This is a genomic window from Halomonas sp. TH-94 (assembly GCF_057473365.1).
The window spans coordinates 1-11,209 of record NZ_JBYCKL010000031.1; the positions used below are offsets into that span (position 1 = coordinate 1).

The 11,209-nt window shown below is 62.6% G+C and carries 12 protein-coding genes; 3 read left to right on the forward strand and 9 right to left on the reverse strand.

All coding sequences use genetic code 11. The annotated features are described in order from the left end of the window. The 6 genes from AC2VNO_RS05270 to AC2VNO_RS05295 form a co-directional block, all read right to left on the reverse strand. Positions 1-199, reverse strand: a 199-nt coding sequence (locus AC2VNO_RS05270; RefSeq protein ID WP_486933154.1) for an NAD-binding protein, incomplete at its 3' end; no start/stop codon positions are given. A gap of 23 nt (positions 200-222) precedes the next feature. Further along, positions 223-936, reverse strand: a complete 714-nt coding sequence (locus AC2VNO_RS05275; protein WP_486933155.1) for a response regulator transcription factor — start codon at positions 934-936, stop codon at positions 223-225. Beyond that, on the reverse strand, positions 926-2,929 hold the full coding sequence (locus tag AC2VNO_RS05280; RefSeq protein WP_486933156.1) for an ATP-binding protein: 2,004 nt from the start codon (positions 2,927-2,929) through the stop codon (positions 926-928). Before AC2VNO_RS05280 ends, AC2VNO_RS05275 begins: the two co-directional genes overlap by 11 nt. A gap of 7 nt (positions 2,930-2,936) precedes the next feature. Next, positions 2,937-4,439, reverse strand: coding sequence for a Trk system potassium transporter TrkI (gene trkI / locus AC2VNO_RS05285; protein ID WP_486933157.1), 1,503 nt, complete (start codon positions 4,437-4,439; stop codon positions 2,937-2,939). A gap of 82 nt (positions 4,440-4,521) precedes the next feature. After that, positions 4,522-4,962: a YtoQ family protein gene (locus AC2VNO_RS05290; protein WP_486933158.1), complete on the reverse strand. Its 441-nt coding sequence runs from the start codon at positions 4,960-4,962 to the stop codon at positions 4,522-4,524. A gap of 272 nt (positions 4,963-5,234) precedes the next feature. Then, a complete protein-coding gene (locus tag AC2VNO_RS05295) occupies positions 5,235-6,074 on the reverse strand; it encodes an MOSC domain-containing protein (protein ID WP_486933159.1) in 840 nt (279 codons plus the stop codon). A gap of 94 nt (positions 6,075-6,168) precedes the next feature. Between AC2VNO_RS05295 and AC2VNO_RS05300 the strand changes: the two genes are divergently transcribed. The 3 genes from AC2VNO_RS05300 (at position 6,169) to AC2VNO_RS05310 (ending at position 7,903) form a co-directional block, all read left to right on the forward strand. Then, positions 6,169-6,441: a DUF5666 domain-containing protein gene (locus AC2VNO_RS05300; RefSeq protein WP_486933160.1), complete on the forward strand. Its 273-nt coding sequence runs from the start codon at positions 6,169-6,171 to the stop codon at positions 6,439-6,441. Between the two features lie 85 nt (positions 6,442-6,526). Next, positions 6,527-6,910: a Rieske (2Fe-2S) protein gene (locus AC2VNO_RS05305; RefSeq protein WP_486933161.1), complete on the forward strand. Its 384-nt coding sequence runs from the start codon at positions 6,527-6,529 to the stop codon at positions 6,908-6,910. A gap of 111 nt (positions 6,911-7,021) precedes the next feature. Beyond that, entirely contained in the window at positions 7,022-7,903 is an 882-nt protein-coding gene (locus AC2VNO_RS05310) for a DMT family transporter (RefSeq protein ID WP_228575658.1), read from the forward strand. A gap of 77 nt (positions 7,904-7,980) precedes the next feature. On the opposite strand, the gene AC2VNO_RS05315 is transcribed toward AC2VNO_RS05310, so the two are convergent. From AC2VNO_RS05315 to AC2VNO_RS05325, 3 genes are all read right to left on the reverse strand, one after another. Next, the gene (locus tag AC2VNO_RS05315) at positions 7,981-8,754 is read right to left on the reverse strand and encodes an enoyl-CoA hydratase-related protein (protein WP_486933162.1); all 774 of its coding nucleotides are present in this window, start codon (positions 8,752-8,754) and stop codon (positions 7,981-7,983) included. 101 nt (positions 8,755-8,855) lie between these two features. After that, a complete protein-coding gene (locus tag AC2VNO_RS05320) occupies positions 8,856-9,704 on the reverse strand; it encodes a 3-hydroxybutyryl-CoA dehydrogenase (protein WP_486933163.1) in 849 nt (282 codons plus the stop codon). A 14-nt stretch (positions 9,705-9,718) separates the two neighbouring features. Further along, the coding region (locus AC2VNO_RS05325) for an acyl-CoA synthetase (protein WP_486933164.1) at positions 9,719-11,209 on the reverse strand (1,491 nt) is incomplete at its 5' end.

Here is an 11,209-nt window from a genome sequence, read left to right on the forward strand (position 1 = left end):
CGGCGTCTTCGCAGCCGGCCTGACGCAGCACCACGGGATAGGAGCCGGGGCCGACCACGGTGCGGATGTCGAGGCGGGTATGCAGTTCGCGCAACCGCTCGCCGTCGGTATCCACCACCGTGATGTCATTCTCCTCGCGGGCCAGATGCTCGGCCAGCGTACCGCCGACCTGGCCGGCGCCCAGGATGATGATCTTCATCTCACTGCTCCTTGCGGCATGACTTAGGGCTCTTCCAGAAGATCGACCAGCAGGCGATAGCCGATACCGGCTTCGGTCTGCAACAGCAGGGGCGCATGTGGATCGTCGCCCAGCTTGTTGCGCAGCTTGCTGATGACGATGCGCAGATAGTGGGTGTCGTGGGTGTGCGTGGGCCCCCAGACATGGCGTAACAGCTGGGTCTGGCTCACTACCCTTCCGGCATGGCGTGCCAGCTGATCGAGCACGGCATACTCCTTGGGCGTGAGGTGCACGGTATCGCCTGACAGAACCACACGCCGCGCCGCAAGGTCTATCACGAGCCCTGCACGCCCCAGGCGCAGCGTGCTGAAGCCGCTTCCGACGGTGCCTTGGCGCCTCAAGAGTGCACGAATCCGTGCCAGCAACTCCTGAATGCCGAAAGGCTTGGTGACGTAGTCGTTGGCCCCCGAATCGAGTGCTCGTACCTTCTCCGCCTCCTGCTCCCGAACCGACACTACGATGACCGGCACCTGAGCCGTTCTGCGCAGCGCCTCGAGCACTCGCTGCCCGTCCATGTCAGGCAACCCGAGATCCAGCAGCACCAGATCGGGCCGCAGCGTATTGAAGAGGGTCAGCCCCTCCCTACCCGAGGCCGCCTCGCTGACGTCGAATCCCTGAGACTGCAGACTGATACGCAGGAAGCGGCGAATCTGCGGCTCGTCATCGATGACGAGTATGTGGAAACGTTCAGTCGTCATCGGCACCCACCACCTCGGGAACGGCCAGCGGCAGGCGCATGACGATGGCGGTGCCACGACCATCGGGGCCGGGCAGCGCTTCGACGCTGCCACCGTGGGCACCCAACATGCCTCGACATATGGCCAGGCCCAGCCCGCTGCCGTGGCGCCCCCTGTCGCCCTTGCCGCCGGTGAAGAACATGTCGAAGACTGCCTCGCGCTGCTCCGGCGGGATGCCGGGGCCCTGATCGGTGATGCGAATTTCCAGCCGCCCGCCTGCGGCATCAAGGCCGGAGAGAATTCCCACCCGGCCGCCGGCGGGGGAAAAACGAACGGCGTTGTCGATGACATTGACCAGGGCCTGCTCGATCAGCGCGGGATGCACATAGAGCAGCGGCACCCGGGCAGCCCCCTCACGCTCCACTCGCACTCCCTCCAGCGCCGTGCCAAGGCGTTTCAGCGCTGCGGTGATGAGGTCGTCGAGCGAGACCCAGTCGCGCTCGAGCTTGAGACCTCCATGCCCGAGGCGCGTCATGTCGAGCAAGTTCTGGATATAGCGATTGAGTCGCTCACTTTCAGCCAGGATGCCGTCGAGCAACTCGCGTCGGTCGCTGTGGCTGAGCTGTGGCTCCAGCTCTCTGAGCGAGCTTGCCGAGCCGATGATCGAGGCGAGCGGTGTGCGCAGGTCGTGAGATACCGATGAAAGCAGCGCCGAGCGCAGGCGCTCGTTCTCTTCCGAGAGCCGGGAAGCACCCAGCTCGGCCACCAGCCGCGTGCGCTCCAGGGCCATGCCGAGCTGGCGAGTCAAGGTAATGACCAACGTCTCCTGATCGGGCCCCAGGGGACGATCGCGCACGGCGAGCTCCAGCCCCACGATCCCCAGCACGCGTTCCTGCTCGACGAGCGGAATGAAGCGCCAGCGCAGCTCCGACTGTATCGCCGTGCCGGCACCGCTCGGTTTTAGATGCTGCCAGCTCCATCTTGCGGCGACCTCCTCCGCGGCACCCAGCCTGACATTCGCCGGTAGTGCCCCGCGTAGCGACAGCCCCGCGCCTGCCTCACCCTCATCGAGGAATGCCACCGGCACCCCCAGACAGCGCTCCAGCGTCGTGACGCCAACATCACACACCTGCTCTCGGTCGGTGGCGACGGAGAGAGCCCTAGAGAAGGTGAGCAGCCGGTGGGTCTGTTCACGACTGCTGCGCAGCGCCATGAGACGCTGTCGCGCGCTGCCGGCGAGCTGGCCGACCACCACCGCCACCAGAAGGAAAAAGATGACGGTCAACAGTTGCTCGCGCTCGACCATCGCCAGAGAGAAACGCGGCCTGGTGAAGAGGAAATTGAAGGCAAGAAAACCCAGAACGGCGGAGAGCATGGCGGCTCGCGTACCCGCCAGGGCGGCACTGGCCAGCACCGCGGCCAGAAAGATGAGAGACAGGTTGGCCAGTTCAAGCCAGAACTCCAAGGCCCAAGAGACGGCTACCGCCACGAGAAAGCACCCGGCCACGACCCAGGTCTCGCGCCAGCCCAGCGGCTGCCAGCGGCGAACGTGGAGAAGATGGCGAAATCGAGACCGGGGGCGGGCTTCGGCGACGACCACCAGATCGTAGGTTCCACCTAAATGCAGCAAGCGCTCCGCCAGCGGCCGCCTCCAGAAGCGCCACCCCGAAGGACGCGTGCGCCCTATCATCAACGTGGCGACACCCTGCTCCACGGCATAATCATGCAGCTCCCGTGCTCGTCCTGCGCCCTGCAGGATGCGCACCTCACCGCCGAGCCTGCCCACCAGCGCCAGGGTCTGATCAAGCGTCAGCCGCTCCCTGGCACTTGCACGGCCGTTATCGACATGCACCGCGCGCCAGGCGACTCCCTCGCGCTGAGCATGACGATGCGCCGCTCTGACCAGCGCGGCATCTTCCTCGCTGCGGCCGCCCAGGGCGACCAGCAGTTGCGGCCGCACCGGACTGACCGAATCGGGTGAGAGCTCTTCCTGCAGCGGTAGTGATGCTGTCATCGCTCCCTCACTTGCGCCAGAACATCGGTGTAAGCAGTACCAGGACGGTCAGGATCTCCAGACGCCCCAGCAGCATGCCGACGCACAGCAACCATTTCGCCGCATCCGGAAGCGGCGCGAAATTGCCCGCCGGCCCTATGATGTCGCCCAACCCCGGACCCACGTTGGCCACCGCGGTTGCCGCTCCCGAGAGGGCCGTGGTCATATCCAGCCCCATCAAGGCAAGCCCCAGGGCCAAACCGGCGATGGTTAGAAAGAAGAAGAACGAGAACGCTACCACGCCACGGGTAATGTCGTCGGTTAGCGGCTGGCCGTTGTAACGCGAAGCGAAGACCCCCTGAGAGTGGACCAGAAAGCGCAGTTGATTGCGCAGCAGGAGGGTGGACACCTGAAAACGGAAGATCTTCATGCCGCCGCTGGTAGAGCCGCTGCAGCCGCCGACGAAAGTCAGGTAGAAGAACGCCACGTAGGCCAGCGCCCCCCAGGTACTGTAGTCGTCCGAGGCGTAGCCGGTAGTGGTCACCACCGAGATGACGTTGAAGGTAACGTGGGTGAGCGCTTCGAACGGCGCCGTGCCCAGCCAGATGCGCCACAGCGTGAGGCTAAGGATCACCAGTGTCAGCAATACCAGCAGCCCCTGCACCTGTTGATCCCGCCACAGCGCCATGCTCGAGCCGCGCAGCGTACGGATGTAGAGCACGAAGGGCAGCGCTCCGGTCAGCATGAACAGCGATGCCATCCACAGCAGGTGAGGCTGCTCGGCGTAGGCGCCGAACGAGGCGTCGGAATTGGCGAAGCCACCGGTGGCCAGGGAGGTCATGCCATGCACCACCGCATCCAACAGGGCCATGCCACCCACCCAATAGGCCAGTATCGCGATCAGGGTGAAGCCGCAGTAGATGCTCAGAGTGGCCTTGGCGATGCCCCCCGTACGCGGCATGACCTTGTCCGACCAGTCGGACGATTCGGTGTGGAACAGGCGCATGCCGCCCACCTTGAGGAAAGGCAGAATGGCGATTCCCATGACGATGATGCCGATGCCGCCCAGCCATTGCATGATGCCCCGCCACAGCTTCAACCCATCGGAAAGGCTCTCGATGCCGATCAGTATGGTGGAGCCCGTGGTGGTTATGGCCGACACCGATTCGAACACGGCGTTGGTGAAGGTGAGCTGCGGTGCGCCCAGCACCAGCGGCAGGCTGGCAAAGCCGCTGACACTGATCCAGCTGAAGGTGGTGACGACGAACATCTGCCAGGGCTTGAGTTCGATCCGCGTGCGAACCGTGGAGAGCCACACCAGCGCGACGGCCGCCATGACGAGAATGATCGAAAGAGCGAAGGCGCGAGCGTCAGGGTCACGCTCGATGAACAGCACGAGCCATGGAACGGTCATGAAGACGGCAAGCACGGCCCACAGCACCGACATGACCTTGAGCACGGGCGACCAGCTACGCCAGTGGTACCTTAGCCGTGCGCCAACTTCGTTTACACCGTATCCGACGGTACGCATGCAGCCATCACCTCATCATCGAAGTGACGGCATGAAAGCACAGCTCAACCTTAAAAAACCGTAAAAATTGCCGCTGCCAGCCTCAGCCACGGGTCACATAGCGCAGGATCTCGACCACCTGCTCGGTAGTGGTCGCCCAGGCCATGGCGGCGGCATCGACCTCCTTGAGCGGATGGACGATCTCCTCGCCGTGAAGGGTGATGTATGGCTTGCCCAGAGCGGCGCAGTAGCCGGCATCGAAGGCAGCGTTCCACTGCTTGTACTTGTCGCCGAAGCGCACCACGACCAGGTCGCTCTGCTCGATCATCGTCTTGGTACGGATGGCGTTGACCTTCGACGACTTGTGGTCGCGCCAGAACGGCTTGCTCTCTTCTCCAAGGTGGTCACCGGCGGCATCGCTGGCGTCATGGTCGGTCACGGGAGCGGAGAAGACGATGTCCAAACCGGCCGCTTTTGCGCCGCGCTCGATCTCATCACGCCAATCGGTGTGAATTTCACCAGAAAGATACACATGCAAACTCATCGAGGGCACTCCTGAAAAAGGGGCCCTCATCATAGTCATTTCATGCTTGTATACAAACCTCGCCACTGCCCTATCGGCTCACTCATACAAGCGCCTTACAGGCCGCGTGGGCAATTGCTTACACAAAGGAAGGGGAATTGATGACATTCGCATTGAGGAAAAAGGGCTAACTTGAGACTGCTCACGCCAGTTCTTGCACAGCAGTCGTGAGTCCCTTGCTTATGCCCGCCGCCTGGCGGGCTTCTTTTTTGTGGCTCTTCCACATCCAGCTGTCAGTGCGGGACGAGAACATCGCCTACCGCGATAGTGTGGCCCTCGCCAGCCAGCAGCGTGGCGTTCTGGCCAAAGTAGGCGCCAGGACGCAGCGGTTGTGTCTTCATCTCGATCAAGGTTTGCAACGGCTCGCCAGGTACGTCGATAGTGGCACTGGCTTGGTCGATGGTAGTGATCTTGCAGCGCTGGCACGGCTTGCGCAGGCCGAAACGGTAGTTGTCGTCGAGTGAAGCCAGCTCACTCCAACCATCCTCAGCGAAGCCTGGGCTACCCTCGAGTACGATGTTAGGGCGGAACCGGTTCATTGGCAGCGGTATGAGCCCCTTCTGCTGAAGGACCTGATTCAGCGCTTCGAGCGAACCCTGAGTGGCAATCAGAAAGGGATAGCCATCGGCAAAGGCGGTATGCGCCTCTTCACCTTGCAGATAGCGCGACTCGACAGGACGATGATGCTTATCGTCAAAGCGCACCAGGCGCAGCGAGCTGCCTCTCAGGTCGCCCAGCACTCGGCCCAGCCACTCGGATGCCTGTGGCCCCTCATCCAGCGCCTGGCAGATATCGTCCCACACGTAGGCGGTCAACCCTGGCTGGTCACGCCTCTCCAGAGAGATGGTCAGCGGCTCCGCTTCGGGGTGCTCGAGCACCAGCGAGTCGCTTTCGAGACGCACCGAAATCCGCGCCATACCCGGTAGCTGCCGTTGGGTAACGAAGCGTCCCACTTGGTCGACCACCATCCAGTGGCGATCGAAAGCCAGGCCGCGTACTCCCAAGGTGGCATGTTCAAGACGAATGCCACCCAGCGACTTGACGGGATATACGTTGAGCTCCGAGATTCTCACTTATGTTTCCTCTGCTAAACATTTCGTAACTCGCTTTCGCGAACCGATCTAATTAAGCTGGTAGTGCACATACCATGGATCAAGGAGAGGAACCATGCTGAAACGCTTTGCTGTTGTCACCTCCGCCCTGCTGCTGAGCTTCTCAGTCACCGCCAGTGCCGACGATATCGAAGGCGATATCGAGTCGCTGGATCATGAAGCCCGTACCCTGACCGTACAGGGGATTGTGTTTCATACCGATGATGATACCGACTACGATGACGGTCTGAGCAGCTTCGACGATCTCGAGGAAGGCCAGAAGGTCGAGATCGACTTCGACTACGACGGCGAACGCCACCTCGCCAAGGAAATCGAACTCGAGGACTGATCTCGACGCCTAGTGCCGTGAAGGCACTGACAAGCGGGCCGGCATTGGCGACAATGTCGGCCCGCTTTCATTACGAGACGTCAGCATGACTCAGGCCTGGCAACAGTATCGTAGCGCACCCGCGTTGGGCACGCGCCTCGTTCGACTGGATGACATCGCGGTCGGCAGTACTCACAGCCTGACCCTGGAAGGCGAAAACGGAAGCTTCCCGCTGCTGCTGGTACGCCTCCACGATGCCCTGCTCGGCTACGTCAACGCTTGCCCCCACCAATATCTGCCCCTCGATCAGCGCGGGCCACGCATTCTCAGCCAGGATGGCGAGGCGCTTCGCTGCAGCAATCACGATGCAGCCTTCTCCACCCGCACGGGAGAAGGGATCAGCGGACTCGGTACCGGCTGTGCGCTTGATCGGGTGCCGATCAGCGTCGATGAAGAGAACTGGATAATCGTTGGTTCAGCTGGCGAGTAGACGTTTTTGCTGATGATTTACATCATGATTATTGATGGATAGTAGGCTATCTATCTACAGACCTTTTCGTTTACGCTCTCTTTTCAGCCACTGCCGCCAAGGACCGCTGCAATGACACCGGCCGACTCCCTGCGCCTGATTCTGCTCTCTACGCTATGGGGCATGTCGTTCATCTTCATGCGGGTGGCGGTGCCGGAATTCGGTCCGATACCGCTCATTCTGGTGCGCATGGGTATCGCCGCTCTGCTGCTTCTCCCGCTTTTGCTCAGTCTGCGCTATCTCAAACTGGTGTGGGAGAACAAGGGCGGCCTGCTACTGCTGGGCCTGGTGAACCATGTGTTGCCCTTCGTACTGCTGGCCGTGGCCACCATACGCCTCGAGGCCGGCTTCACGTCACTGATCAACGCCACCACGCCGATTTTCACCGCCCTGCTTGGCGCGCTGTTTTTCACCACGCCGGTTCAGCGCCAGCAATATCTCGGCTTGGCGCTGGCCTTCGTCGGCGTCTATGTGCTCTCGGCCAACCGGCTCGACTTCGCGCTGGGCGGCGATGGCTGGTTCATTCTGGCCGCCCTGGGCGCCACGCTCTGCTATGGCGTGGCCAGCAACTACTCCAAGACCCACCTGTCTCACCTGCCGGTACGGGTGTTGGCTGCCGGCAGCACCGCCATGTCTGCGCTGATCCTGCTGATTCCCGGACTGCTGCTCTGGCCCAGCGAGCCGATCAGCGGCCTGGCATGGGCCAATGGCCTGGGGCTTGCGGTATTCAGCACTACGATAGCTTTCCTGCTCTACTTCGGGCTGATCTCGAGCGCCGGCGCCACCGCCACCTCGACGGTCACCTTTCTGGTACCGGTCAGCGCGCTGCTGTGGGGCTACCTGCTGCTGGGCGAGAGGCTCAGCCTGCAAGTGCTTATCGGCATGGCCATCACCCTTGCCGGTACCGCCATCGCCACCGGCATGATTCGCCGACGGCGGCGCGCCCTGGCCTGATCAAGACCGACACTGAAACGCAAAAAGCCGCAGCGTGACCTACGCTGCGGCCTTCCCACGTCGTAATAGCTGACCGGTCAGAAGTTCGGTTTGCGTTTCTCGACGAAGGCGGTCATGCCTTCCTTCTGCTCGTTACCCGCGAAGCAAACGGCGAACAGCGCGGTTTCCAGCGCCAGGGCGCTGTCGAGATCCTGATCCAGGCCATCGTGTACCGCCTGCTTGGAGGCACGCACCGCCTGGGGGCCGTTGCCGGCGAGCTGCTTGGTAAGCTCCTCGGCGTAGGCATCGAGCTCGGCCTGGGGCATCACACGGTTGACCAGACCGATGCGCAGCGCCTCCTGGGCATCGATCTTGCGCCCGGTGGTAACCAGATCGATAGCCATAGCAGGCCCCACCCGGCGCGGCAGCCGCTGGGTGCCGCCAAAGCCCGGAATCACCCCCAGCAGTACCTCGGGCTGGCCGAAGATGGCGTTGTCACTGGCTACGGCCCAGTCGCAGGCCAGCGCCAGTTCGCAGCCGCCGCCAAGACAAAATCCATTCACCAGGGCGACCACCGGCACCGGGAGCGTTTCCAGTCGCTTGATGGTACGTAACGCCTGGCTGGCGAACGCGCGTGCTTCTTCCGGGGTCTTGTCACGCATCTCGGTAATGTCGGCACCGGCCACGAAGGATTTTTCCCCCGCACCGGTGATCAGCACCGCACGCAGGTCGTTGCGCTTTTCCAGCTCGGTGAGCACCGCTTCCAGTTCGGTCAACACGGCGCTGTTAAGGGCATTCAGCGCCTTGGGACGATTGATGGTCAGGCGCACGACCCCGGCGTTGTCCACTACGTCGATCAGCTTCTCGCTCATGAGGGCTCCTTGCTTGTTGTCAGGACGATACCGACCAACCCTAGCGAACGCTTGGTTGGTCGGCAATCCTTTCTTGGTCGAGCACAGCAGTGAATCGTCGCTTACTGGTAGATGTGGAAGCCGCGCCCTGATTTCCTGCCGAGATAACCGGCCGCCACCATGCGCCTGAGCAGCGGGCAGGGGCGATATTTAGGATCGCCGAACCCCTCCTGCAGCACCTCCATGATTGCCAGGCAGACATCCAGCCCGATCAGGTCGGCGAGCGCCAGCGGACCCATGGGGTGAGCGGCGCCAAGCTTCATCGACTGATCGATGTCCTCGGCGCTGGCGGCACCTTCCTGCAACAGAAAGGCGGCTTCGTTGATCATCGGGACCAGCAGGCGGTTGACGGCAAACCCGGGCGAGTCGGCAATCGCTACCGACGTCTTGCCGAGCGACGTTGCCAGCGCCTCGATGCGCGCCACGGTGGCATCACTGGTCTGCTCGGCGCGAATCACTTCGACCAGCTTGAGCACCGGCACCGGGTTGAAGAAGTGCATGCCCACTACCCGCTCGGGACGCTCGCACACCGCGGCGAGACGGGTCAGCGAGAGTGACGAGGTGTTCGAGGCCAGGATGGCGTCATGGCTCAGGCGGCTCAGGTCGCGGAAAAGTTTCTCTTTCAGTGCCGGCTGCTCGGGGGCGGCCTCGATGATCACCTCGCAGCCGCGCAGGGCCTCGAGCGATGTGGTCGTCTCCAGTCGCGACATGGCGTCGCTCTTTTCCGCCTCGCCGAGCTTCTCCTTGGCCACCAGCTTGCCGAGTCCCTTGTCGATGGCAGACTGGGCACGACTCAACTGCTCATCGGCGACATCATAGAGCCGTACCGGAAAACCGCTGGTGACCAGCACCTGCGCAATACCCTGCCCCATGGTACCGGCGCCGACCACACCTATTGGCTGTTGCGACATTGTCTTGCTCCCCTTCACTGCTTGCGCGCTTCTTCGCGCAGGACGAATTTCTGGATCTTGCCGGTGGAGGTCTTGGGCAGCTCGGTGAAAATTACCGTTTTCGGCACCTTGAAACGCGCCAGGTGCTCACGGCAGTGTTCGATGATATCGGCCTCGGTGACCTCTCCATAGCCCATCTTGAGCTTGACGAAGGCGCAGGGGGTCTCGCCCCACTTCTCGTCGGGCTTGGCCACCACCGCGGCCTCTTCCACGGCGGGATGCGAGTAGATGGCATCTTCCACTTCGATGGTGGAGATGTTCTCACCGCCGGAGATGATGATGTCCTTGGAGCGATCCTTGATCTCGATGTAGCCGTCCGGGTGCCACACGGCGAGGTCGCCGGTGTGATACCAGCCGCCCTCCAGCGCCTGTTCGGTGGCGGCCTCGTTCTTGAGATAGCCCTTCATCACATTGTTACCGCGCATCAGGATCTCGCCGATGGTCTCGCCATCCTTAGGCACCGGTTCCAGGGTGTTGGGATCGGCCACGCAGAGCGCTTCCAGCATGTGATAGCGCACCCCTTGGCGCGCCTTGATCTTGGCCCGCTGTTCCAGCGACAGCTCGTCCCAGGCCTCGCGCCAGGCGCACACGGTAACCGGTCCGTAGACTTCGGTAAGGCCATAGACATGGGTGACCTCGATGCCCAGCGTTTCGACACCGGCAATCACCGAAGCGGGCGGCGCAGCGCCGGCAGTGGTGACCTTCACCGGATGGTCGAATTCACGCTTCTGGTCCGCGGGAAGGTTGACCAAGCCGTTGAGCACGATGGGCGCACCGCTGAAGTGGGTCACCTTCTCGTCGGCGATCAGGTCCATGATCTTCTTCGAGTCGACCCGGCGCAGGCAGACACTGGTGCCGGCATTGGCGGCAATGGTCCAGGGGAAGCACCAACCGTTGCAGTGGAACATCGGCAGCGTCCAGAGGTAGACCGGATGGTGCGGCATGGCCCACTCGAGAATATTGCTCACCGCATTGAGGTAGGCACCACGGTGATGGTAGACCACCCCCTTCGGCTTGCCGGTGGTGCCGGACGTGTAGTTGAGCGAGATCGCCTCCCACTCGTCCTCGGGGAGACGGTAGGCGTAGTCCGGGTCGCCCTCTGCCAGCAGCGCTTCGTACTCCACCTCGCCGATATGCCGCGCCTCGTCCTCGAACATGGCATCGTCCACGTCGATCACCAGCGGCTTGATTGCCAGGTGGGCGACGGCCTCCTCGATCACCCCGGCGAACTCCGGGTCGACCAGCACTGCCTGGGCCTCGCCGTGCTCGAGCATGTAGGCGATGGCTTCGGCATCGAGGCGAATATTCAGCGTGTTCAGCACACAGCCGGCCAGGGGCACACCGAAATGCGCCTCGAACATCGCCGGCACGTTGGGCAGCATGGCGGCGACCGTTTCGCCAGGCTTGATGCCACGCTTTTCCAACGCCGAGGCGAGCCGCCGGCAACGTGACCAGGTTTCGCCCCA

Coding starts and splice junctions, on each gene's coding strand:
- AC2VNO_RS05310 (WP_228575658.1), top strand. CDS start 7,022: ATGACACCGGCCGACTCCCTGCGCCTGATTCTGCTCTCTACGCTATGG.
- AC2VNO_RS05315 (WP_486933162.1), bottom strand. CDS start 8,754: ATGAGCGAGAAGCTGATCGACGTAGTGGACAACGCCGGGGTCGTGCGC.
- AC2VNO_RS05320 (WP_486933163.1), bottom strand. CDS start 9,704: ATGTCGCAACAGCCAATAGGTGTGGTCGGCGCCGGTACCATGGGGCAG.
- trkI (WP_486933157.1), bottom strand. CDS start 4,439: ATGCGTACCGTCGGATACGGTGTAAACGAAGTTGGCGCACGGCTAAGG.
- AC2VNO_RS05290 (WP_486933158.1), bottom strand. CDS start 4,962: ATGAGTTTGCATGTGTATCTTTCTGGTGAAATTCACACCGATTGGCGT.
- AC2VNO_RS05305 (WP_486933161.1), top strand. CDS start 6,527: ATGACTCAGGCCTGGCAACAGTATCGTAGCGCACCCGCGTTGGGCACG.
- AC2VNO_RS05275 (WP_486933155.1), bottom strand. CDS start 936: ATGACGACTGAACGTTTCCACATACTCGTCATCGATGACGAGCCGCAG.
- AC2VNO_RS05300 (WP_486933160.1), top strand. CDS start 6,169: ATGCTGAAACGCTTTGCTGTTGTCACCTCCGCCCTGCTGCTGAGCTTC.
- AC2VNO_RS05280 (WP_486933156.1), bottom strand. CDS start 2,929: ATGACAGCATCACTACCGCTGCAGGAAGAGCTCTCACCCGATTCGGTC.